The following is a 21,222-nucleotide window of genomic DNA, read 5'->3' on the forward strand; positions in this document are numbered from 1 at the left end:
GCCTTGTTCCCCTCAGTCGGGAACTATCCTATTCGATCCGAACGCTAATGGGCAGCGCCGTCCTGGCGGCTCGCTTCTCCGGGACTGCAGGACGGTCAAGCCATCGGCGCCGCGCCGCGCCGTTCGAGCGCGGTCTTGCGGATGATTTCCGCGATCTCCGGGCTGCTGCTGCACAGCATCTGGAAATCCACCACGTGCAGCGACAGGAGTGAGACCGCCGTTGCGGCGCTGACGGTCGCCATACGCGGTGCGCCGCTGATCAGCGCCATCTCGCCGAAGAAGGCGCCAGGGCCAAGCTCCACCGGGTTCGGCGTCGCGACGCTGACCTGCCCCTCCACGACGAAGAACATCCGATCCCCGGTCTCGCCACTGCGGCAGATCACGGCGCCCGCCGGCAAGGTGCGAGGTCTCAAGGCGCGCACGATCTCGACCAGCGCGGCCGGGCCGAGCTTCTGAAACAACGGCACGCCGGCGACCAATTGCCAATTGCGGACGAAATCCTCGCGACGGATTTCTTGATAGAAGCCGGAGGCAAGAATGCCGGCCCAGAGCGCGAAGACGCCGATGCCACACATCATGACCGCCCCGGCAAGGACGCGGCCGGCGAAGCTTTGCGGAATGGCGTCGCCATAGCCGGTGGTGGACAGCGTGACCACCGCCCACCACATTGCCTGGGGGATGCTGCCGAACTTTTCCGGTTGGATGTCGCGCTCAATGACATAGGCCGCGAGCGCGACACCGAACAGAACGACACCGAAGAGCGTGGTGACGCCGATCAGGTTGCGCGCTTCGTTGGCCAGCACCCTGCCCAGCACCGGGAAGAAGGTCGAGTCGCGCAGCGGTTTCAGCAGCCAGACAGCACAGTAGAGGCTCCAGTCGGGCGTGCCGGCGAGCAGAAATGCGGCGAGTGGAACGAAAACCGCGAGCACATCGATGGCGATTGCCGGCGTCCTGTCCCGAAGGTCTCCCGCCCAGTGCTTGAGCAGTGTCTCGGCCATCTGCAGAAGATAGGCGCCCCAAATGACCGCGAGCACGGCAGTCAGAGCCAGTCTGCTTCCTCCGGAGATGTTCGGCATCGTGAGCGCGGCCACCGCCAGAAGCCCAGGCGCAGCCAGCACCGCGTTGAGCGGCGCGTAAATTCTCAGGAAAGGCAGTACCGACATTTCATGCCCACAAGCGGCTACTATCCTCCAAACTAGGATGCCTTCGAGGCAGGCGTAAAGGTGCTTACTGTCGCCGCGATGTGCAATCGCAACAGGTTCCGCGAAAGTCAGCTTCGGACGAGCATCGCTTGACTTGAGCCCGATCCACACAAAGCCGTCCTGCTTTCGGCAGAGATATACCGACTTGGCCAAACTGCCTGATTTCGGACCCAAGATAAAATCCGCGCCGGAACCGTGCTAGGATGGCCGCCGCACGCGACTTGTCGTGCTTCAAACTGGCCAGGAACGATTGTCATGCTCAATCCGATTTCCATCATGGCCGACCGGCTCGGCGACCATCTGTCGGAACTCTATCTCCAGTATTTCTCGCATCGCAATCCAGAGTATGCGAGCTACATAGGCGGGGCGGCCCGCCTTGTCCTGGAGCGCATCGGCAATTCGAACGCGCTTTATCACAACATCGAGCACACGCTGATGGTTACGCTCTGTGGCCAGCAGATCATCCGCGGCCGGCTGCTTTCGGAATCCCTGACCCCCGATGACTGGCTGCATTATACCTGCGCGCTGCTGGTCCACGACATTGGCATGGTGCACGGCGTGTGCCAGGGCGACACCGACGACAGCTTCGTCATCAACGAGGCCGGCGACCGCCATACGCCACCGCGCGGCGCCTCCGACGCTGTGCTTGCGCCCTATCATATCGAGCGCGCCAAGATCTATGCGCGCCAACGGTTTGCTTCCTCGAAGATCATCAACGACAAGCGCATTATCGAGGCGATCGAGATGACGCGCTTCCCCGTACCGGACGATCCGGCCTACCAGGCCACCAACACCGAGCCGGCGCTGGTCAGGGCCGCGGATCTGATTGGCCAGCTCGCCGATCCCTTCTACCACCGCAAGCTGCCGGCGCTGTTTGCCGAGTTCTCCGAGACCGGGATGGTGGAGAAGCTTGGCTGCAAGACCGCCGCCGATCTCGGCGCCATCTTCACCGATTTCTTCACGCTGAAGGTCGAGCCCTATATTGGCGACGCGATCCGCTATCTGGAGCTGACGACCGAAGGCAAGCAGTGGGTCGCCAACCTCCACAGCAACCTCTTCCAGTCCGGACATCGCCCGGCCAGGATCGGGCCGTTCCCCGGCGTGTTGCAGCCGGCGAGCCTTTCGGTGGTGACTTAAGAGCCGGGGATTGTTTCCCTTTTTCGTCGGTGCCTGAGCCACCATTTGCCCGCGTCTTCGCTGAAGGGTACACTTTTGCGCAAATAGGATGTCGGTTCAAAAAGGGGGACGTATGGCCAGACTTGTCGCACTCTACAAGACGCCGAAAGACCTGACCGCATTCGACCGATACTATTTTTCGACTCACATTCCGCTGGCCAAAACGATTCCCGGCTTGAGGAAATACGAGGTCAGCGATGGTGGGGTCCATTCCCCGGGTGGACCCTCAGGCTATCATCTGGTGGCTATTCTCCACTTCGATTCCGTTGCGGACATTCAAGCCGCGTTTGCCTCTCCCGAGGGGCAGTCCACGGCGGCCGACCTTGGCAATTTCGCAGACGGCGGAGTGGAGCTTTTGCTCTTCGAAACCAGGGAAGTCTGAGCCTCGCCCCCTTCAAGAGGTTTGTCCGTTATCGCAGTGGCGTGAAAGCGTCCGAAAAACAGGACGGCGGCTTTCTGACGAGCTGAGGCAGACCGTCAACTTCCGGGCGGCAGCATGCCGAATGGCTGCGCCTGCGCATCGGCGAACGTTTCCGCCTGCGCCTGCCAATTGGCACGACAAGAGGTCTCCTTCGCGACCGAGATTTCGCTACCTCGTTCCGTGGCTGATGCTGAACCATGGTGGCCTGAGCATCCACCCAACACCACCAACCCCAAACGCGACCATCTGGACGACCCAATCTGGATCGGGCGACCGCTGGCGGTTCATGGGAAGGTGCTTGGAGAGGAGGATGAGGCGGAAGAGGCGCTGGAGGTGAATATGGAGCCGACGCTGGGGGCGTGATGGCTGGGCGAGGCATTCGGCAATGCGGGATCGGCCTCGGAAATCGCAATTGCTTGCAGGTTAGGCTCAGGCGGACGACCGACCGCTTTGCGCCCAATGTCGGCCATAGAGGCAAACCTTGCCGCGCCCGGAAGCAGACGTCGCGGGTGACCATGACGGAGGTCGCGGTTGCGCCAGGAGCCGACATTCCGTCGAACATCACCTTTTCGGAATTCAAGGCGAACGCTCGCAGCCGATTTTGTAACGTGCCTCATCGGAGAAGGGACTGTTTGCTGCTAGCTCTCGTAGGGCCAGTGTGTATGGTCTTGTCGTTGGGCTTTCCTTATAATTCTACGCAGTGGAACAGGCTCAACATCTGGAACGGAAGTTGGTCGCTATCCTCGCCGCCGACGTGGTGGGGTACAGCCGGCTGATGGGGCTGGACGAGACGGGCACCCTCTCGCGGCTCAAGGCGCTCCGGCGCGAATTCATCGAACCGTCGATCGAGGGGTACCATGGCCGCATCGTCAAGCTCATGGGCGACGGTGCTCTGGTCGCGTTCGAGAGCGTCGTCGATGCGGTAGCCTGCGCCGTCGAAATCCAACGGGTCGCCGCGCAGCAGAACCTCGGTCTTCCCGAAGATACCCAGCTCGTGTTCCGCATCGGGATCAACCTTGGTGATGTGATCCCCGACAAGGACGACTTCTACGGCGACGGCGTCAACATCGCGGCCCGGCTGGAAGGACTGAGCGATCCTGGCGGCATCGTCATCTCGGGAACGGCCTACGATCAGGCTCACAACAAGCTCGGCCTGACCTTCAAGTCTCTCGGCGAACAGCGTCTCAAGAACATTCCAGAGCGGGTCCGCGCCTATCGGGTTCTGCTGGAACAGACCGCAGGAGCCAATAAGTCGCGCTCTCGGCGATGGCCTGTGATCGGCGCCACGGTGCTCGTTCTGGCTCTGATAGCGGGGATTGCGGTGATTCTCTGGCCGCAAGCGATTGCCCTGCTGCCCGGTCACGGTTCCACCCCGGTCGGTTCGTCGGTCGGCAAGCCCTCCATCGCCGTGCTGCCGTTTACGGATCTTAGCGAGAAGGCAGGCCAGGATTATTTTGCGGAAGGGCTCGCAGACGATCTCATCACCGATCTCTCGAAGATCTCGGGGCTCCTCGTCATCGCGCGCAACTCCGCGTTCTCCTTCAAGGATCGATCCCTCGACGTCGACGAGATCGCGGCGCAGTTGAACGTCCGTTACGTGGTCGAGGGCAGCGTCCGGCGGGAGGAAGATCTAGTCCGCATCAATGTCCAGCTCATCGATGCCCAAACGGGGAGCAACATCTGGGCCGAGCGATACGACCGCGACTACTCCAGGATATTTGCACTTCAAGACGAAGTGATCGGGCGTATCGTTGAGGCACTTTCGGTGCGTCTGACGGAAGGCGAACGAGCGCAGATTGCTCGCCTCCCCACGCGAAGCCTGGAGGCATACGATTTCTACACCCGAGCCGAGCAGAAGGTTTATGTGGTCGACAACAGGTCTCTCGGAGAGACCCTGTCCCTGTATCAAAAGGCGATCAAGCTCGATCCTACGTTTGCAGATGCTTACTCGGGCTATGCCCGCGCCACGGTGGACGTGCTCGGCTTCGACTACCAGGTGCTCATGCTCAGCGCCGTCGCTCGCCAGCGCTCCTACGAAGCGGCAGGGCGGGCGCTGGAGCTCAATCCGCAATCTGCGCGCGCCTATGCCGTGCTCGGCATCCTGCAGATGCTGGACGGCGAATGGGACCAGGCGATCGCGTCGGTCCAGAAAGCCGTCGCGCTGGACCCGAATGGCGCGGAGGCGGAGCTCAATCGGGCGATCGTGCTGACCTACGCAGGACAGAACCTGGAGGCGCTGGCAGCGATGGAACGCGTGTTGCGGCTCGATCCCAAGCCGCGCGCTCAGGTCTTCGACTATTACGGCTTCGTGCTCTACATGAACCATCAGTACGAGAAGGCTTTGCAGGCGCTGAGCAAGGTCCAGCCGGGAGAGCGCAGCGACCTTGGTCTCGAAACGCTGGCCATGGCAAATGCGCGGCTTGGCCGCATGGCCGAGGCGCACGATGCGGCTGCAGCAATCCTGAAAGAGATACCCGAACAGAACCTCGCTGGTTATCGTGTCGTTTACGCCCACCATCGGCGGCAAGAGGACCTCGATCACCGGCTGGGCGCCCTTCGCGCCGCGGGGATTCCCGAGCGGAGCTTCGATTTTCGCGGGCGGGAGGAGGACCGCCTGGGTGCCGCCGCGATCCGAGCCCTAACGGGCGATCGGACATGGGTAGGACATCAACACAATGGCGCAGCCTTCGTCATGGAGCTGAGTGCAAATGGAGATGTCGCACTGAGCTCGCAAAGCAGCATCATCACCGGCACGTCCAGCGTGGATGGCGACCTCTTCTGCACGCAATCCACGGCGACCTTGCTCGGCCGCAAGTTCTGCGCCCCGGTCTATCGCAATCCCCAAGGGAGCAGCGATACGCAGGACGAGTACGCTTGGCCGGACTCCGTCACAGTCTGGTATTTCTCGGTGTCTCCGTGACGGGCGCCATTCAACTTGCGGGCTCACGACATCGCGCCGGAGCTAGTTGGCGGCCGCTCTAGCCTCGAATTCCTTCGCCTCCACTGCGGGCCATTCGGCTTCCCCTTTCGCAATGACAGGCGCCGGGTTGGCATCGAAGTCTTCCTCCAGGCCCTCCTTTCCGGAGAACAGGAAGAGCTTGCCATTGACGATGCGGAAGGCTTCCGGGTCAAGGTTCGCGGATGCCTCCTTAACTGACATTCCCCCGGTGCAGAAGCCGCCGAACTGAGGGGCATAGCGCACCGGCTCGGAAACAAAGGCATCCCGGTGTTGGACGCTGGCGAAGTACCACGTTGCTCCGAGCCACTTCCTCGAGATCTTGGGCGAACCCATCGTCGCGCGACCGTCGGTGAAATATGCTACCGGATCATAACCCAGGATGGCGACATTGCCGAAGTATCCGGTGTTCACTCCGTCGCCGGCGTGGGATCCACCGGTGCCGAAGAGGAGGAGGGAGGCGGCGGCTACTCCCGCGCAAAGCAAACTGTCAAACGTTCTGGAACGGTTCTCTGTCATGTTCTCCTCCAGTAGCCTTTCTCGATGTCAGTTGCCGAGGGCGATGCACACCTTGTACGACGACCCCATCGTTTCCTTGGGTTGGCATTTTGCGCCGTGCTTCTTGAGCAAAACCATCACGTCGGTGCTCTGATAGAATGTCGCGCGGCTGAGAGGCGTGTACCCGTATTCCTGGATTGCCTCGACCCGTGCGCCGTGCGAGATCAACAGCTCCGCGATGGCCGTCTGGTTCTCTTCTGCTGCCACATGCAGCGGCGTGATCTTGTGCGTGCTCAACGCGTCGACCTCGGCCCCGTGGTCGAGCAGCAATTTTGCTATGTCCAGGCTTCCTGAGTAGGCTGCCGCATGTAGCGCGGTGAAGCCGCGATCGTTGCGGGCTTCGATGTCCGCCTTGGCCCCGATCAACGCAATGGCGACCTCGGTCTTGCCGGCAAGCGCCGCATCGATCAGCGGGGTCTGACGGCTCTCGTCGCGATCGTTCACATTCGCGCCTTGTGCCAGGAGTTCGGCAACGTTTCCGGCGTCGCCCTCCCGAGCAGCGTCGTTGAGCGGCCCGGCCGTCACCGCACCGACGCCAATTCCGAGCCAGAAAATGCACGCAACGAGCGCAGCAATGCAGACGAGCCGATCCGAGCCTATTCCGAGGGGCGTGACCCTCAGCGAGGCCATCGGCAACCGTATTCGCTTGGTGACGGTCACGACAAACCTCCCAGCGACGTTCGCTCGCAGACCGATTTATGAGGCAGTCTACTCCTTTCCGCGCGCGGAGGCTATGGATTGCGTCATACACCAAAGGGTAATCGGCGATGCGCTCTAGGAGATTCTTTGCTCTAGATGGGAAAGGCAGCCTCGCCCGGTTCTGCTTCTGAACCCAGCGCATTGCGTCCGCGCGCCGCTTCCATGCGCCATAGCAATGTCCGGATTGGGTCAGGTCATGACGCTGCTAACGCCGAGCATAATGTCCGCTCTTGAAGATTCGCAGCCTGAAGCCGCCAGTCCGCTTCCGGCCCAATCCGCGACGTTCGAATGCCTTGATGTTAGGCGATGCGGAGGTAGCTCCTCCCCTTACCCCCCAGCCAACCTCGGCAGCAGAAAGATCTCCGCCCCCTGCGGCAATTCCTTCGACCAGGTATCGCGATAGATCGTTCCGTCGATGGCCACCGCGATGCCCTTCTCGATCCAGGGCTCGATGGCGGGATACTGTTCAGCCAGTTTCCTGAACAGTTCCCTTATGTCCTTTGCCTCGACCTCGACCTTGCTCTGGCCGCCGGCGAGCTGGCCGAGCGCACCCCAGAGCGTGACTTCGACCATCAGCCTCCCCGTTCCGCCTCGATGGCGGCGAGAATCCGTGGCGGCGACATCGGGATGTGGGTCATGCGCACGCCGGCGGCGTTCGAGACGGCGTTGGCGATCGCCGCCAGCGGTGGCACGATCGAGGTTTCGCCGACGCCGCGCACCCCGTAAGGGTGGTTGGGGTTGGGGATCTCGAGGATCTGCGTGTCGATCATCGGCAAGTCCGAGCAGACCGGGATGCGGTAGTCGAGGAAGCCGGCGTTCTGGAGACGCCCATCCTTGCCGTAGATGTACTCCTCGTTGAGCGCCCAGCCGATGCCTTGCGCGGCACCGCCCTGGTACTGGCCCTCGACATAGGTCGGGTGCACCGCCTTGCCGGCATCCTGGATCACCGTGTAGCGCACGACGCGCGCAGCACCGGTCTCGGGATCGACCTCGATGTCACATATGTGGGTGGCGAAGGAGACGCCGGCGCCATCGGCGACGAGCTCGCTGTGGCCGGCGATCGGCCCGCCCGTCTTTCCGGAGGCGGCCGCGATCTCCTTCAGCGAGAGTGCCGCGAGGTTGCCGTATTTCTCGCCCTTGGCAATGGCGTGGCCATTTTCCCAGACCACGTCGTCGACGGGGATGTCCCACGTCTGCGCGGCGCGGTCGCGCAGGATCTTTATCGCGTTGCGGGCGGCCGAGATGGTCGCCATCGAGGACGAGAAGGTGCCGCGGCTGCCGTCGGTCATGTCGTTGTAACCGAGGGAAGACGTGTCGGCGACGATCGCCTTGACCTGGTCATAGGCAATGCCGAGCTCTTCCGCCGCCACCAGCGACAGCGAGGCACGGGAACCGCCGACGTCGACGGTGCCGACGGCAAGCGAGACCGAGCCGTCCATGCCGATGTTGAGGTCGGTGCAGGTCTGGCCGCCGAAGTTGAACCAGAAGCCGCAGGCCATGCCGCGGCCCTGGTTCTTGGCCAACGGCGCTTTCATGTGCGGATGGTGCTTGGCCGCCTCCAGCGTCGGGCCGATCCCGATCGGGCCGTAGACCGGGCCGTAGGACGAACGGGTGCCTTCCTGCGCGGCGTTTTTGATGCGGAACTCGACCGGATCCATGCCGATTTCCTTTGCGAGCTCGTCGACAGCACTTTCCACCGCGAACGCCGCCATCGGTGCGGAGGGCGCGCGATAGGCCGCGGTTTTCGGCCGATTGACCAGCACTTCGAAGCCGACCGTCTTGACGTTATCGAGCTTGTAGCAGGCAAACGCCGTCATGGCGCCGATCTCGGCCCAGGTGCCGGCATAGGGTCCGCTGGAATAGCGTAGCGTCGCTTCCGCGGCAGTGATGGTGCCGTCCTTGCGGGCGCCGATTTTCACGTCGATCGAGGTGGCGCTGGTCGGACCCGAGGCGCGGAACACCTCATCGCGTGTCATGACGAGCTTGACCGGGCGGCCGGCCTTGCGCGAGAGCGCCAGCGCCACCGGCTCGGCCCATACATGGGTCTTGCCGCCAAAGCCGCCGCCGATCTCCGATGAGGTGACACGCAGCTTCGAGGCTTCCATGCCGAGCAACTGCGCGCAGTGCTGGCGGTAGACGAAATGCCCCTGCGTGCAGACCCAGAGATCGGCGGTGCCGTCGGAGCTGACGCTCGCCACGCAGGCATGCGGCTCGATATAGCCCTGATGCGTCTGCTCGGTCTTGAAGGAGCGCTCGACGATGAAATCGGCGTGGCCGAAACCCTGGTGGACATCGCCATGGCCAAACTGGCTACGCTTGGTGACGTTGGAAGGCTTTTCCGGCTTTTCCTCGAGGCCCTCGGTGAAGAGAGTGTCGTTGATCAAGGGGGCGGTGTGCTTCATCGCCTCGTCGACATCGGTGACATGCGGCAACAGCTCGTAGTCGACCTCGATGAGCTTCAGCGCCTGCCTTGCCGTGCGGGCATCGACAGCGGCGACCGCAGCCACGGCATGGCCGTCATAGAGCGCCTTGGTGCGCGCCATGCAGTTGTCGAGGATGTCGTACATCCCGGCATCGCCATCGGTAAGGTCCGGCAGGTCGGCGGCGGTGATCACGGCTTTCACGCCGGGGAGCTTTTCCGCTTTCGAGGTATCGATCTTCCTGATGATAGCGTGGGCGTGCGGGCTTCTCAGAACACGCCCGACCAGTTGTCCCGCCATGTTGAAGTCGGCGCCGTAGCGCGCACGTCCCGTCACCTTGTCGACGCCGTCGGGGCGGATTGGACGCGTGCCGACGGATGAGAATTTGCGGCCCGAAAAGCGTGGATCGAAATTCATGGCCTACGCTCCCTTCATCACATTGGCGGCGTCCTGCACCGCGCGCACGATCTTGTCGTAGCCGGTGCAGCGGCAGAGGTTGCCGGCCAGCCCAAAGCGGATTTCTTCTTCAGTCGGATCGGGGTTCTTGGCCAGAAGGTCCTTGGCCGCGATCAGGAAGCCCGGCGTACAGATGCCGCATTGGAGGGCTGCGTGCTCAAGGAATTTCTGCTGCAGCGGATGCAATTGATCGCCCTGCGCCATGCCCTCGACTGTTTCGATATGCCGGCCCTCGGCTTCCGCGCCGAGCACCAGGCACGAGCACACCAGCCGGTTGTCCAGGATGATGCTGCAGGCGCCGCAGTCGCCGGTGCCGCAGCCTTCCTTGGCGCCGGTCAACCCGAGCCGGTCGCGCAGGACGTCGAGCAGGGTCTCGTCGGGCTGACAAAGGTATTCGACGTGATCGCCGTTGATTGTCGTTGAAACTGCTACACCGGCCATCATTTGCCTCCTGCACGTGAATAGGCGGTCGTCGCGGCACGTCTGGCCAGCACGCCCGCAACTTTTCGTCTGAACTCGATGGTGCCCCGCTTGTCGTCAATGGGGCGGCAGGCCCCAGCGCAGACCTTGGCAAGCCGCTCAAGCGCTGCTTCATCCAGCTTCCTGCCGATAAGGGCCTCGGCTGCTTCTTCCACGAGAAGCACGGTCGGTGCTGCCGCACCCAGCGCGACGCGGGCGGCTGTGATGACGCCATGCTCGTCGAGCGTCAGGTTCACGCCGGCACTGACCACCGCGATATCCATCTCGGTGCGTGGAATAAAGCGCAGATAGGCATCGCCCGAACGCGGCGCTTGGCTGTCGAGCAGGATGGCCTCGATGATCTCGCCCTTGGTGAGCGACGTCTTGCCTGGCCCGATCGGCACGGCCCCCACGGGAATGGTGCGCCTGCCCGAGGGACCGGCAACCACTGCCTTGGCGCCGGCGGCCACCAAAGCCGGGACGCTGTCGGCGGCCGGCGAGGCGTTGCACAGATTGCCGGTTATGGTGCAGCGCCCCTGGACCTGCTTCGAGCCGATCAGCTTCGCCGCCTCGACAACGCCGGGCCATGCGTTCTTCAGAACCGAGCTCTCGCCCAGGACGGCGCATGGGACGGTGGCGCCAATGCTGAAGCCGTCGGCCGTCTCCCTGATCTCGCTCAAGCCCTCGATCGCCTTGATGTCGACGATCAGGTCGGGCTCGACAAAACCGCCCTTCATCCGAACGAGGAGGTCACTGCCCCCAGCAAGAATGGCTGATGTGCCGGAAGCGCCGGCCAGCAGGCCAACGGCATCTTCGATTGAAAGCGGACGTATGTAACGCATCGTCTCCCCTTGGTGATGGTGATCTCGCCGACCGTTATAAACAATCACCTTATAAAGACCATCCGGTTGCTCGTTTCCAGCGATTGGGCCAGGGGCGGATGGAGTTTGCCTCAGGCCGCGACTTTTGCACGGCCGAGGCTGATGCCGATGTCCTTCAGCGCCTCGGCTACGGCCTCGTCCAGCGGGGTGTGCGGGACTTCGCCGATGATGCCTTCCAGCCGGTCGGACACGAGCCGGTGCGGTTCGAAGCGCAGATAGGACATCGAGACGATTTCGCGCCACATTGCCACGAACGGGCTACCGGCGCGCAGCACCCACCAGGGCATGAAGGTCAGTTTCAGGGGACGGCCCAGCGCCTTTTCGGCAGCGGCCTTGATGTCCATGTCGGTGACGGCGTGGCCGGGGAAGTTGAGCGCTTCGTAAAAGCCGAGCTTGCCCTGATTGCGCGCCAGGCCGACGAAGGCCACGGCGAAGTCCGGCAGGTAGGCCCATTCATGCACGAGGTTGGCCGGGCCGGGCGCGGTGTAGACGCCCTTGCTCATCTTGGCGGCGACGACCAGGTCGAACCACGATCCGCTGCCGGTGCCGCCGAAGAAATCGCCGGCCCGCAAAATGATGGTGCGGACATGGCCGGCGTCCGCCTCTGCGCGAAACAGCGCTTCCATGGCGCAGCGTATGCGACCTTTCTCGGTGGTCGGACGGAACGGCGTGTCCTCGGTGACGACCTGCGGCATCGGCGAGCCGTAATTATAGACAGTGCCGGGGAAGAGATGCAGCGCGCCATTGGCATGGCAGGCGGCCATGACGTTTTCGGCCATCGGCAGGCATTTGCCCCAGTCGGTGTAGATAGGGTTGAGGCCGTTGAAGATGATGTCGACGCCTTGCGTGGCGCGGATCAGCGCCTCGCGGTCGAGCGCATCGCCAGCGACTGCGGTGGCGCCCATCAGTTCAGCCGGCACCTTGCCGCTGCGGGTGATGGCGCGGACGTCGAAGCCGGCGTCGATGAAGGCCTTGCCAACCACGCGGCCGAGCCGGCCATTGGCACCCAGAATTGCGATCTTGGTCATTGTTCTTCTCCGTGTTTGGTGTTTGCAGCTCGAATATGATGCCTCCATATGCGAATGAAAATTGACTACGGCTGCAGTTTTGATATTCACAAATGAATGAATGAGATTGACTGGAACCTGATCAAAAGCTTCGTCACCGTTGCGGAAACCGGTAGCCTCTCGGCTGCCGCACGAAAGCTGTCGGCCAGCCAGCCGACGCTTGGGCGTCATATTGGCGAGCTCGAACAGGCGCTCGGCGTCACGCTGTTCCGGCGCCGGCGGCGCGGCTATGCGCTGACGGAAGCCGGCGCCACGCTGTTCGAGCGCGGCAAGGCGGTGAGCGAGCAGGCGAGCGCCTTTTCGCTGCTGGCGCTGGGCTCGGTCGAGGCCATCGAAGGCACGGTGCGCATTGCCGCCAGCGAGGTGGTGGCCGCCTATGTGCTGCCGAAGATGACGGCGCGGCTCGGCATCGAGGAGCCCGGCATCGAGGTCGAGATCGTTGCCTCGAACCAGGTCGAGAACCTGCTACGACGGGATGCAGACATCGCTATCCGCATGGTCAAGCCGGCGCAGAACGAACTGATGGCGCGCAAGGTCTGCGATATTGCGCTCTGCTGCTGCGCGGCCAAATCCTATCTCGACCGGCACGGCCGTCCGCTCAAGCCCGCCGACCTGGTCGATCACCCGTTGATCGGCTTCGACCGCAGCGACGAGATGATCCGCGGCTTTACCCAGTTCGGCATCCCCGTCACCCGCGGCAGCTTCCGCTTCAGGACCGACAACCAGATCGTTCTGTGGGAGGCGCTGCGGGCGGGAAACGGCATCGGTCTCGGCCAGGAGCCGCTGGCCGACAGCGATCCATTGCTGGAAAAACTGCTGCCCGGAATGCCATTGCCCAGCCTGCCGGTGTGGCTGGCGATGCATCGTGACGTGCGCACCAGCGTGCGCATCCGCCGCGTCGCGGATTTTCTTTATGAGGAGCTGAAGCGCTATTCCGCCGGTGCGGCCGCGAATTCGGCGCGGTGAGCGAGCCCGGCCATCAACAGCACGACGATCAGCAGCGCCGACATGGCTACGAAGATCGGCCCGAAGCTCAAATGCTCGGCAACGAAGCCGATCGCCGACGGCGCCACCAATATGCCGGAATAGCCCATGGTGGTGACGACGCTCATGCCGGTGCCAGATGACATGCCTTCCTGGTTGCCGCCGGCCGAGAAGATGATCGGCACCATGTTGGCGATGCCGAAGCCGCAAAGAGCGAAGGCCGCGATAGCGATCCAGGGCGAGGGCGACAGTCCGGCAACCAACATGCCGGCGGCGGCGACAATGGCAGAGCCGCGCAGCGTCGCCACCGCGCCGAAGCGGTTGCGCACGCCGTCGCCGAAGAAGCGCATGACCGCCATGACGCCGGAGAAGGCGGCATAGGCGAGGCCGGCAATGGCGAGATCGGCGCCGAGTTCCTGCCTCAGATAAAGCGCTGCCCAGTCGAGCACGGCGCCTTCGGAAATCATCGTCAGCAGCGCCATCAGCCCGACCAGATAGACCAGCGGATTGGCCGGCAGCGTAAATTTGTGATGCTCGGCGGCCTGCGGCTTGTCCTCGGCGATGAGGTAGCCGACCGCTATGGCCATAACTGCAAAAGCGATGACCGTGACGACAGCCGCATGGGCGAGGTGGCCATAAGTCTGGATGGCGTAACCGCCCAAACCGCCGCCGGCGAAACCGCCAAGGCTCCAGAAGCCGTGCGACGACGACATGATGGCGCGGGACAGCCTTCTTTCCACCACCACGGCATTGGCATTCATGGCGACATCCATGCCGCCGATCGAGCCGCCGAAGATGATCATGGCAATCGCCGCCAGCGGCACGTTGGGCGCCAGCGCCACGACCAGCAAGCCGAGGCTGCCGCACAGGCCGAACCAGCGCAGCACTGTGCGTGAGCCGTGCCTGGAGATCAAATGGCCGCACCAGCTCATGGCCGCGACGGCGCCGACGCCGAACAAAAGGATCAGCAGGCCGAGCGTGAATTTCGAGATATCGAGCCGGGTCAGGAACACCGGAATCTGCGGCGCCCAGCTGCCGGTCAGGAAACCGTTGGCGAGGAATATCGCTGCTACGGCCCATCGCCCGCGAATGGCGCTCTGCATCGTGTTTTGCGCATTCATGGTTCGAATCCGGTCAAAAAATGGCTTTGAACGGCAAATTAGATCGATTCAATTCTCAGTCAAGCACCTGGCTGTGAAAGCTTGTGGGCCACATCGAAGGGCTACGATAAACCGTTCGGCAGAGATCCTTCGCGCCCCCCTCTGTCCTGCCGGACATCTCCCCCACAAGGGGGGAGATCAGCAGCTTTGTCGCTCCGCATGTGCTGCAACGCTGGCGATTGGCGAAAACCGTCGTGACAGCCAATCTCCCCCCAAGTGGGGGAGATGTCCGGCAGGACAGAGGGGGGCGCTGTCCCGCCGACGTTGATCCTGTGAATCGCGCCGCTAGTTCAATGATCCCTCGGCCGCCTCGCCTCGAACTCGGCCTTCTTGGCATCCGAAGCCTCGGTCTGGTTCAGTGCCTGCCATTGCGCATAGGGCATGCCATAGACGATTTCGCGCGACTGGTCCTTGCCGAGGCCGACGCCCTCGGCCTCGGCCGCCTCGCGGTACCAGTTCGACAGGCAGTTGCGGCAGAAGCCGGCGAGGTTCATCAGATCGATGTTCTGCACATCGCTGCGTTCGCGCAGATGGTCGACCAGCCGGCGGAAGGCGGCGGCCTCGAAATCGCGTTTCTGTTCGTCGCTGAGTTCGGTCATTTTCTTGGGTCCCTACATCGGCCCGGTGCGCGAGCCGAACATCTTCACCTGATGTATATCGGCACGACGATCGATGGCGTCAACGATCGGCGCCAGCCGTTCGGCCCAGGCCAGCGCGCCCTTGCTGTCCGCGATCAGGTCCTGGCGGATCTCGATCAGCGCATGGGCAAAGCCGTTGACGATGGCATGCTTGAACATGGTGTCGCCGCGCAACGCGCCGTCATAGGGTTCGTTGTCGCCGACGATGAGGTCTTTATCCTCGGCCAGCATGTCGATCAGCGGCCGCGCCACGCGGTCGTCGAGGTCCCAAAGGATGCCGACATGCCAAGGCCGCGCAACGCCTTGCATGACCGGGGTGAAGGAATGCACGGAGAAGATGAAAGGCGCTTTGCCCGAGGCCTGCGCCACCGAGGCGATCATTGCGCCGACGGCGTCGTGATAGGGTCGGTAGAAACCGTCCAGCCGCCTTTCGCGTTCATTCGGCGCCATAGGATAATTTCCCGGCACGACGGTGCCGTCATAGAGCTGGCGGATCAGTGTCGGGTCGTCCTCGCCGCGATTTGCGTCGATCAGCAAACGCGAAAAATTGGCGATCACCGCCGGCGCGTCGAGCGACGCCGCCAGTTCGCGCGTCACCGTTTCGACGCCGATGTCGTAGGCGATGTGGCGCTCCAGCTCGGCCGCCGGCAAGCCGAGGCTGCCATACTCCTCCGGCAGGTCGCGGCGGGCATGGTCGGCGATCAGCACGATGCCGCGCTTGCGGTCGCCTTCGACAATATCGAAAGGCGCGAAAACTGTGGATCGGGTCATTGGCTGAAAAGGTCTGTTCGCGGGCTTCCGGGGAGGGTGGTATCGTCATTCCACGAAGAGGACGCTGGCGCAATGCCGTTGTTTGGCCACGGTTTCTACGAAAATCCGGTCACGCGCGGCAGATTGTGTGTCGGGGGCCTTTCTAAATCGATTGGAATTGGACAGAACGGCGCGTTGACATGCGCCCGGACTTTTCCGAAAAGGGGCGTTGAGAGATGCAGATGACGTTGTTGAGGGGTTTCGGGATGGGTTCCGCCGGCAGGCCGCGTGCGCGCACCGCCTTTGCCGTGCCGCTCCTGACCTTGACCGTGGGGCTTACCGCGCTGGTTGCGGCCTCGCCCGCCCGCGCCGATTTCCGCGTCTGCAACGCCACGCAGAACCTGGTCGGCGTCGGCATCGGCTACCGCGCCAAGGCGGGCTGGATCACCGAGGGGTGGTGGCACATCGAAGGATCGAGCTGCAAGACGCTGATCGAAGGGCCGCTGTCATCAAGGTTTTACTATCTTTATGCAGAAGACGCCGAGCGTGGCGGGCGCTGGGATGGCCCGATCAACATGTGCGTGGCCGAAAAAGAGTTCAAGATCGCCGGCGTTACCGATTGCGTCGCCCGGGGCTTCCAGCGCGCCGGATTCCAGGAATATGACACGGGCGAGCAGGCAAGCTGGATGGTCCAGCTGACCGACGAGTCCACAACGGGAGGCGCTCCAGCCGCCCCGGGAACAAACAGTCAATGAGACGTAGCCGCAAGGTCAAGATCCTCGCCACCATCGGTCCAGCCTCCTCGTCCGAGGAGATGCTGCAGAAGCTGTTCGAAGCCGGCGCCGATGTCTTCCGCATCAATATGAGCCACACCGACCACGAGCTGATGCGCACGCTGGTCGCCCGCATCCGTGCCGTCGAGGAAAAGGTTGGCCGTCCGATCGGCATCCTGGCCGATTTGCAGGGACCGAAGCTGCGCGTCGGCAAGTTCGCCAACGGCAAGGAGGCGCTGACGGCTGGCCAGACCTTCACGCTCGACAACAATCCCGAGCCCGGTACGTCGACCAGGGTCTATCTGCCGCATCCTGAAATCCTGAGCTCGGTCGAGGCCGGTCACCGTCTATTGATCGACGACGGCAAGCTGGAGCTCAAGGCGGTGAAAAGCGACGGCAAGTCGATCACATGCACGGTCGTCGCCGGCACCACGATTTCCGACAAGAAGGGCGTCAGCCTGCCCGACACCGACCTGCCGGTCGGCGCGCTGACCGAAAAGGACCGCAAGGACCTCGATGCGGTGCTGGCGGCCAACGTCGACTGGGTGGCGCTGTCCTTCGTGCAGCGGCCGGAAGATCTCGCCGAAGCCCGCAAGATCGCGCGCGGCCGGGCACTGATCATGGCCAAGATCGAAAAGCCGCAGGCGGTTGCCCGGCTGGCCGAGATCATCGAATTGTCCGACGCGCTGATGGTCGCCCGCGGCGATCTCGGTGTCGAAATGCCGCTGGAAGCCGTGCCCGGCATCCAGAAGCAGATCACGCGCGCCGCGCGCCGCGCCGGCAAACCGGTGGTGGTCGCCACTCAGATGCTGGAATCGATGATCACCGCCCCGGTGCCGACCCGCGCCGAAGTATCCGACGTGTCGATTGCCGTGTTCGAAGGCGCCGACGCCATCATGCTTTCGGCGGAATCGGCGGCCGGCGCCTATCCGGTCGAGGCGGTGGCGATGATGAACCGCATCGCCACCAAGGTCGAAACCGACCCGACCTATGCCGGCATCATCAACGCGCAGCGTTCCGAACCGGAAGCGACCGGCGCCGACGCTATTTCACTTGCCGCGCGCGAGATCGCCGAGACGCTGAAACTGTCGGCCATCATCACCTATACGGCGTCGGGCACCACCGGACTGCGCGCCGCGCGCGAGCGGCCGCAAGTGCCGATCATCGCGCTGTCGCCGATCCTCAACACGGCTCGCCGGCTGTCGCTGCTGTGGGGCACGCATTGCGTCGTCTCGCCCGACGCGGTCGACCTTGACGACATGGTCGACCGCGCCTGCCGCATCGCTTTCGAAGAGGGATTCGGCCAGCCGGGCGACCGCGTCATCATCACGGCGGGCGTGCCGCTGAGGACGCCGGGTTCGACCAACATGCTGCGCATCGCCTATGTCGGATCGGGCGCGCAGGTCAGCCGCAGTGTCGGTTGAGAGAGGCTTTACGCGTCACAGTTCGCAGCGCCCTTGCCGCGGCTTCGGCGTGATCTATACGCTGAAGGAACCGGCGAGCCCGAGGAACGGGGTCGTTTAGGTACTGGTCCGGACCCAGGATCTTTCGCCGGTTGAGCTCGACTGTGTCGAGCAGATCGAAATCGACCCTGGTGATCGCGCAGTGCCATCCGGCGCTGCGTGAAGCCCAGCCTCTTCCATGGTGTTCCAGCAGCCGCTCGCGGGCGGAATAACCGTGGTAATCGAACGCGACCAAGCCATTCGTCACGTAAATATGGTTCCCGGAAAAGCCCTCGCCTGGGATGATCCGTTCGCCGTAAAATCCTTCCAGCGGAGGATGCTCAAGAAAGGTGCCGGCGAGAATGGCGCACGCGCCGTAGCCGAAGAAGATGCGGTCGGGCAACGCCCATCGCTTCTCCGGGTTTTTCTTGATGCCGTGCTTCAGGACATACATGGCCATCAGGTCGGGGCGAGTTCCGCGTCGGGCACGGTGATGTCGGGGCATTGCCCCTCATTATAGGCATCGCCGGCGATCCGCGTTTCCACGGTTTTCGCTATTGCCTGCAGGTCGACGTCCTTGCCGCCGACCTTTTCGATGGCGCCGACAACAAGGTCTGGCGCGATCCAGTCCGGCTTGTGGCCGAGATTGTGGACCCAGATCAGCTCGGCACCGGGGATGTCCCTGACAAGCCCGACGGAGTGGATCGAGGCATAGACCACCTTGTCGTGGTCGCCCGAGATGACGATCGTCGGCGTCTTGATGTCACGGTAATGCGGCGCGGCCTTGAGTGCGTAGTCGTAGAGGCCGGCGACGTCGACGGCGTTGGCGCGGAAGGCAGCGGGACGCAGCACAAGCGGGATCGAGGCATTGCCGACATAGAAGTCCGGCACCTTGTTGGGGGAAAACACGCAGGCCGTGGCGCTGTTCATCTGCAGCGTGCCGGCAGGATAGGTCAAAGTCTCCGAGAACAGCCAGCCAATGATGGGGGTGGCGGTCAGCTTGTAGTACCAGGCTGTCGCGCCGCCCGGCCAGGGGTGGCTGACCGGCGACAGGAAGACCAGCCCGAGCGTCTTGTCGGGGTGCTCGCGGCCAAAGGCGGCGGTGATCACGCCACCGAAGGAATGGCCGACCATGACCGCCTTGTGAATGCCGAGGCGGTCCATCAGCCTGGCGATGGTGTTGGCCTGCGCCGACGGGCTCTCATTGTTGCCGGGGCCGCGTTCCGACCAGCCGAAGCCCGGCCGGTCCAGGAAGACCATCTCGGCACGGCCTTCGAGCAAAGGCCTGATCGGCAGCATCTGATCCCTGAGGTTGGCGCTGGCGCCATGGATGAAGACGATCGGCGGCAGCTCCGCATTTTGCGGCGCCGGCACGTGGACATAGTGGATGCGGGCACCGTCGATGTCGGCAAATTCGCCGGCCGGCGGGTTGCGCCATTCGATCAGCCATGCGCCGGCGCGGGTGACACCGGCAAGGGCAAAGACGAGCGCGAGGAGGAAGGCACAGGCGGCGTAAATGAGGTTCATGGGGAGAGGTACGGGGGTGGAGGGGGATAAGTTCTAGGCAGTAGGCAGTAGGCAGTAGGCAGTAGGCAGTAGGCAGTAGGCAGTAGGCAGTAGGCAGTAGGCAGTAGGCATGGGTTTCAACCGCCACCCTACAGCCTAAGCCCTATTCCCTACTGCCTAATCAAATTCCTTCGCCGGCAAGCTCTTCCGAGAGCGTCGCGACCTGGTCCTGGGCGCTGCGCATCATCGGATAGATGGCCAGCACCTTCTGCCAGGCTTCGAGCGCCGATTGCTTGTGGCCGGTGGCGGCCATGATCTGGGCCAGGCCGGAAAGCGCGCCGAAATGGCGCGGTTCCAGCTGCAGCGTTTGGTCGATGTCGGACATCGACTTCCCGAAATTCTTCATCATGTAGTGGACGGTGGCGCGCCGGTTCCAGCCTTCGGCATATTTTGGCTGCAGGATCACGACCTGGTCGAGGAAGTCGAGGGCGACGTCGAACTTCTGGTCATCCATCGCCTTTTGCGACCATTGCATCATCAGGTCGATCGAGGCGCTTCCGGACTGGAACCATTCGCCCCAGATGCGCCCGGCGATGCGCTCGGCCGCCTTTTCGTTGCGTTCGCGCTTCAGGTCGGCAAACAGCTGATCGAGCCGGGCTTCCTTGGTCACGGCAACCGGCGGCTTTGCCGGCGGATCGTCCGCCCACGCCGGGGCGGCGCCGAACAGGAAAAGAGTCGCGAAAAATGCAAAAAGAATCCGCATCGCCGGAATCTAACCCCGGACGGCGGATCGTCAAACTGAAATTAGCGTGACAGTGCCTGATCTCAGGCAATTAACATCATATGGACGGAGGCAGCGTGCCTCCGGCCGAAAACTCAGCCCTGGCGCGCCTTGTAGCGCGGAGCGGTCTTGTTGATGATGTAGACGCGGCCCTTGCGGCGAACCAGCTGGTTGTCGCGATGACGCGCCTTCAGCGCCTTGAGCGAATTCTTGATCTTCATGGTCTTGCCCGTCGGTCTGGGCCCTGTTCGGGCCGAATTATTAAGGCGCGCCTGGAAAGCGCGCCTTTGAACTTGCGGTGGCTCATAAACGAGGAGCCTTGCCCGTGTCAACCGCAAGCGTGCTGGATAGAGGCTGAGAACGGCTTTGGCCATCAAATATCCGCCATCTCCGCTCCCCGCCATTGCGCCGCCGAAGGCGGGCTGGAATGGTGCGGCGCCTGCAAGCTGATTTGGAGACGTCCATGCGCCTGTTGTTTCTGTCCGCCTGCCTTGCCGTTCTGGCCGCGGGCTCCACCGCGCAGGCGCAGGAGTGCGACCGCAATGACGACAGCCAGCAGATGATGAATATCTGCGCCGGCGAGGACTATCAGGCGGCCGATGCCAAGCTCAACCAGGCCTACAAGGATCTGGTCGGCCGCAACGACGACAAGGGCAGGAAGCTGCTGCAGGTCGCGCAGCGCGCCTGGATCGCCTTCCGCGACGCCGAATGCGCCTATACGACGACAGACAGCGAAGGTGGCTCCATCCATCCGATGGAGGTTTCGCTATGCCTGACCGAACTGACGGACCAGCGCATCAAACAGCTCACCGCGGGGGCCAACTGCCAGGAAGGCGATGCGAGCTGCGCCAGCCCCGACGAGGACGGGGATCTGAACGACGAGCTGCAATAGA

Annotated in this window: 23 protein-coding genes; 8 read left to right on the plus strand and 15 right to left on the minus strand. The window is 63.1% G+C overall.

Annotated features, from left to right (window positions below):
• Nucleotides 1-95 precede the first annotated feature (95 nt).
• Nucleotides 96-1,163: a cyclic nucleotide-gated potassium channel gene (locus AC1DYO_RS16560; protein ID WP_477264950.1), complete on the minus strand. Its 1,068-nt coding sequence runs from the start codon at nt 1,161-1,163 to the stop codon at nt 96-98.
• Between the two features lie 294 nt (nt 1,164-1,457).
• Between AC1DYO_RS16560 and AC1DYO_RS16565 the strand changes: the two genes are divergently transcribed.
• The 4 genes from AC1DYO_RS16565 to AC1DYO_RS16580 all read left to right on the plus strand — a co-directional run bounded on the left by AC1DYO_RS16565 (nt 1,458) and on the right by AC1DYO_RS16580 (nt 5,719).
• Nucleotides 1,458-2,339, plus strand: coding sequence for a metal-dependent phosphohydrolase (locus AC1DYO_RS16565; protein ID WP_477264952.1), 882 nt, complete (start codon nt 1,458-1,460; stop codon nt 2,337-2,339).
• A gap of 112 nt (nt 2,340-2,451) precedes the next feature.
• Nucleotides 2,452-2,760 carry an EthD family reductase gene (locus AC1DYO_RS16570; RefSeq protein ID WP_477264954.1) on the plus strand — a complete coding sequence of 103 codons (309 nt, stop codon included), beginning with the start codon at nt 2,452-2,454 and terminating at the stop codon, nt 2,758-2,760.
• A gap of 114 nt (nt 2,761-2,874) precedes the next feature.
• A complete protein-coding gene (locus tag AC1DYO_RS16575) occupies nt 2,875-3,162 on the plus strand; it encodes a hypothetical protein (RefSeq protein ID WP_477264956.1) in 288 nt (95 codons plus the stop codon).
• A 367-nt stretch (nt 3,163-3,529) separates the two neighbouring features.
• Nucleotides 3,530-5,719: an adenylate/guanylate cyclase domain-containing protein gene (locus AC1DYO_RS16580; RefSeq protein WP_477264958.1), complete on the plus strand. Its 2,190-nt coding sequence runs from the start codon at nt 3,530-3,532 to the stop codon at nt 5,717-5,719.
• Nucleotides 5,720-5,761: 42 nt separating this feature from the next.
• Here the strand turns inward: AC1DYO_RS16580 and AC1DYO_RS16585 are convergent, their stop codons facing one another.
• The 7 genes from AC1DYO_RS16585 to AC1DYO_RS16615 all read right to left on the minus strand — a co-directional run bounded on the left by AC1DYO_RS16585 (nt 5,762) and on the right by AC1DYO_RS16615 (nt 12,256).
• Complete coding sequence (locus AC1DYO_RS16585) at nt 5,762-6,274, minus strand: YHS domain-containing (seleno)protein (RefSeq protein ID WP_352540684.1); 513 nt, start codon at nt 6,272-6,274, stop codon at nt 5,762-5,764.
• A 27-nt stretch (nt 6,275-6,301) separates the two neighbouring features.
• A complete protein-coding gene (locus tag AC1DYO_RS16590; protein ID WP_477264961.1) occupies nt 6,302-6,973 on the minus strand; it encodes an ankyrin repeat domain-containing protein in 672 nt (223 codons plus the stop codon).
• A 366-nt stretch (nt 6,974-7,339) separates the two neighbouring features.
• A complete protein-coding gene (locus AC1DYO_RS16595; protein ID WP_477264963.1) occupies nt 7,340-7,585 on the minus strand; it encodes a MoaD/ThiS family protein in 246 nt (81 codons plus the stop codon).
• Nucleotides 7,585-9,849, minus strand: a complete 2,265-nt coding sequence (locus AC1DYO_RS16600; protein WP_477264965.1) for a xanthine dehydrogenase family protein molybdopterin-binding subunit — start codon at nt 9,847-9,849, stop codon at nt 7,585-7,587. Before AC1DYO_RS16600 ends, AC1DYO_RS16595 begins: the two co-directional genes overlap by 1 nt.
• Nucleotides 9,850-9,852: 3 nt before the next feature.
• Nucleotides 9,853-10,329 carry a (2Fe-2S)-binding protein gene (locus AC1DYO_RS16605; RefSeq protein WP_477264966.1) on the minus strand — a complete coding sequence of 159 codons (477 nt, stop codon included), beginning with the start codon at nt 10,327-10,329 and terminating at the stop codon, nt 9,853-9,855.
• The gene (locus AC1DYO_RS16610; RefSeq protein ID WP_477264968.1) at nt 10,329-11,189 is read right to left on the minus strand and encodes an FAD binding domain-containing protein; all 861 of its coding nucleotides are present in this window, start codon (nt 11,187-11,189) and stop codon (nt 10,329-10,331) included. The genes AC1DYO_RS16605 and AC1DYO_RS16610 overlap by 1 nt, the downstream gene beginning before the upstream one ends.
• A gap of 110 nt (nt 11,190-11,299) precedes the next feature.
• Nucleotides 11,300-12,256: an SDR family oxidoreductase gene (locus AC1DYO_RS16615; RefSeq protein ID WP_477264970.1), complete on the minus strand. Its 957-nt coding sequence runs from the start codon at nt 12,254-12,256 to the stop codon at nt 11,300-11,302.
• Nucleotides 12,257-12,352: 96 nt separating this feature from the next.
• On the opposite strand from AC1DYO_RS16615, the gene AC1DYO_RS16620 reads away from it, so the two are divergent.
• A complete protein-coding gene (locus tag AC1DYO_RS16620; protein ID WP_477264972.1) occupies nt 12,353-13,261 on the plus strand; it encodes a LysR family transcriptional regulator in 909 nt (302 codons plus the stop codon).
• Here AC1DYO_RS16620 and AC1DYO_RS16625 read toward each other — a convergent pair.
• The 3 genes from AC1DYO_RS16625 to AC1DYO_RS16635 form a co-directional block, all read right to left on the minus strand.
• Nucleotides 13,225-14,400: an MFS transporter gene (locus AC1DYO_RS16625; RefSeq protein WP_477264974.1), complete on the minus strand. Its 1,176-nt coding sequence runs from the start codon at nt 14,398-14,400 to the stop codon at nt 13,225-13,227. The genes AC1DYO_RS16620 and AC1DYO_RS16625 overlap by 37 nt on opposite strands.
• Nucleotides 14,401-14,729: 329 nt before the next feature.
• Entirely contained in the window at nt 14,730-15,038 is a 309-nt protein-coding gene (locus AC1DYO_RS16630; RefSeq protein WP_477264976.1) for a DUF1244 domain-containing protein, read from the minus strand.
• A 12-nt stretch (nt 15,039-15,050) separates the two neighbouring features.
• Nucleotides 15,051-15,848: an N-formylglutamate amidohydrolase gene (locus tag AC1DYO_RS16635; protein WP_477264978.1), complete on the minus strand. Its 798-nt coding sequence runs from the start codon at nt 15,846-15,848 to the stop codon at nt 15,051-15,053.
• 245 nt (nt 15,849-16,093) lie between these two features.
• Here AC1DYO_RS16635 and AC1DYO_RS16640 point away from each other — a divergent pair, with 245 nt between their 5' ends.
• A complete protein-coding gene (locus AC1DYO_RS16640; protein WP_477264980.1) occupies nt 16,094-16,582 on the plus strand; it encodes a DUF1036 domain-containing protein in 489 nt (162 codons plus the stop codon).
• On the plus strand, nt 16,579-18,024 hold the full coding sequence (pyk, locus tag AC1DYO_RS16645; RefSeq protein WP_181057906.1) for a pyruvate kinase: 1,446 nt from the start codon (nt 16,579-16,581) through the stop codon (nt 18,022-18,024). Before AC1DYO_RS16640 ends, pyk begins: the two co-directional genes overlap by 4 nt.
• On the opposite strand, the gene AC1DYO_RS16650 is transcribed toward pyk, so the two are convergent.
• The 4 genes from AC1DYO_RS16650 to ykgO form a co-directional block, all read right to left on the minus strand.
• The gene (locus AC1DYO_RS16650; RefSeq protein ID WP_477265094.1) at nt 18,005-18,496 is read right to left on the minus strand and encodes a hypothetical protein; all 492 of its coding nucleotides are present in this window, start codon (nt 18,494-18,496) and stop codon (nt 18,005-18,007) included. The genes pyk and AC1DYO_RS16650 overlap by 20 nt on opposite strands.
• Before the next feature lie 5 nt (nt 18,497-18,501).
• A complete protein-coding gene (locus AC1DYO_RS16655) occupies nt 18,502-19,569 on the minus strand; it encodes an alpha/beta fold hydrolase (protein WP_477264982.1) in 1,068 nt (355 codons plus the stop codon).
• A gap of 160 nt (nt 19,570-19,729) precedes the next feature.
• Nucleotides 19,730-20,311: a tetratricopeptide repeat protein gene (locus AC1DYO_RS16660; RefSeq protein ID WP_477264984.1), complete on the minus strand. Its 582-nt coding sequence runs from the start codon at nt 20,309-20,311 to the stop codon at nt 19,730-19,732.
• Between the two features lie 113 nt (nt 20,312-20,424).
• Nucleotides 20,425-20,550 (minus strand): type B 50S ribosomal protein L36, encoded by a 126-nt coding sequence (gene ykgO, locus AC1DYO_RS16665; RefSeq protein ID WP_006327841.1) that lies wholly within the window; start codon nt 20,548-20,550, stop codon nt 20,425-20,427.
• A 242-nt stretch (nt 20,551-20,792) separates the two neighbouring features.
• Here ykgO and AC1DYO_RS16670 point away from each other — a divergent pair, with 242 nt between their 5' ends.
• A complete protein-coding gene (locus AC1DYO_RS16670; RefSeq protein ID WP_477265096.1) occupies nt 20,793-21,221 on the plus strand; it encodes a lysozyme inhibitor LprI family protein in 429 nt (142 codons plus the stop codon).
• The last annotated feature ends 1 nt before the right edge of the window (nt 21,222 follow it).

It is taken from the genome of Mesorhizobium sp. P2_F5 (genome assembly GCF_056403715.1).

What these genes read in the sequence shown, in the direction of transcription:
- AC1DYO_RS16620 (WP_477264972.1), top strand. Translation starts at nt 12,353, where the DNA reads ATGAATGAGATTGACTGGAACCTGATCAAAAGCTTCGTCACCGTTGCG.
- AC1DYO_RS16670 (WP_477265096.1), top strand. Translation starts at nt 20,793, where the DNA reads ATGCGCCTGTTGTTTCTGTCCGCCTGCCTTGCCGTTCTGGCCGCGGGC.
- AC1DYO_RS16660 (WP_477264984.1), bottom strand. Translation starts at nt 20,311, where the DNA reads ATGCGGATTCTTTTTGCATTTTTCGCGACTCTTTTCCTGTTCGGCGCC.
- AC1DYO_RS16595 (WP_477264963.1), bottom strand. Translation starts at nt 7,585, where the DNA reads ATGGTCGAAGTCACGCTCTGGGGTGCGCTCGGCCAGCTCGCCGGCGGC.
- AC1DYO_RS16655 (WP_477264982.1), bottom strand. Translation starts at nt 19,569, where the DNA reads ATGAACCTCATTTACGCCGCCTGTGCCTTCCTCCTCGCGCTCGTCTTT.
- AC1DYO_RS16635 (WP_477264978.1), bottom strand. Translation starts at nt 15,848, where the DNA reads ATGACCCGATCCACAGTTTTCGCGCCTTTCGATATTGTCGAAGGCGAC.
- pyk (WP_181057906.1), top strand. Translation starts at nt 16,579, where the DNA reads ATGAGACGTAGCCGCAAGGTCAAGATCCTCGCCACCATCGGTCCAGCC.
- AC1DYO_RS16650 (WP_477265094.1), bottom strand. Translation starts at nt 18,496, where the DNA reads ATGTATGTCCTGAAGCACGGCATCAAGAAAAACCCGGAGAAGCGATGG.
- AC1DYO_RS16640 (WP_477264980.1), top strand. Translation starts at nt 16,094, where the DNA reads ATGGGTTCCGCCGGCAGGCCGCGTGCGCGCACCGCCTTTGCCGTGCCG.
- AC1DYO_RS16575 (WP_477264956.1), top strand. Translation starts at nt 2,875, where the DNA reads ATGCCGAATGGCTGCGCCTGCGCATCGGCGAACGTTTCCGCCTGCGCC.
- ykgO (WP_006327841.1), bottom strand. Translation starts at nt 20,550, where the DNA reads ATGAAGATCAAGAATTCGCTCAAGGCGCTGAAGGCGCGTCATCGCGAC.
- AC1DYO_RS16600 (WP_477264965.1), bottom strand. Translation starts at nt 9,849, where the DNA reads ATGAATTTCGATCCACGCTTTTCGGGCCGCAAATTCTCATCCGTCGGC.
- AC1DYO_RS16625 (WP_477264974.1), bottom strand. Translation starts at nt 14,400, where the DNA reads ATGAATGCGCAAAACACGATGCAGAGCGCCATTCGCGGGCGATGGGCC.
- AC1DYO_RS16565 (WP_477264952.1), top strand. Translation starts at nt 1,458, where the DNA reads ATGCTCAATCCGATTTCCATCATGGCCGACCGGCTCGGCGACCATCTG.
- AC1DYO_RS16615 (WP_477264970.1), bottom strand. Translation starts at nt 12,256, where the DNA reads ATGACCAAGATCGCAATTCTGGGTGCCAATGGCCGGCTCGGCCGCGTG.
- AC1DYO_RS16560 (WP_477264950.1), bottom strand. Translation starts at nt 1,163, where the DNA reads ATGTCGGTACTGCCTTTCCTGAGAATTTACGCGCCGCTCAACGCGGTG.
- AC1DYO_RS16610 (WP_477264968.1), bottom strand. Translation starts at nt 11,189, where the DNA reads ATGCGTTACATACGTCCGCTTTCAATCGAAGATGCCGTTGGCCTGCTG.
- AC1DYO_RS16630 (WP_477264976.1), bottom strand. Translation starts at nt 15,038, where the DNA reads ATGACCGAACTCAGCGACGAACAGAAACGCGATTTCGAGGCCGCCGCC.
- AC1DYO_RS16570 (WP_477264954.1), top strand. Translation starts at nt 2,452, where the DNA reads ATGGCCAGACTTGTCGCACTCTACAAGACGCCGAAAGACCTGACCGCA.
- AC1DYO_RS16605 (WP_477264966.1), bottom strand. Translation starts at nt 10,329, where the DNA reads ATGGCCGGTGTAGCAGTTTCAACGACAATCAACGGCGATCACGTCGAA.
- AC1DYO_RS16585 (WP_352540684.1), bottom strand. Translation starts at nt 6,274, where the DNA reads ATGACAGAGAACCGTTCCAGAACGTTTGACAGTTTGCTTTGCGCGGGA.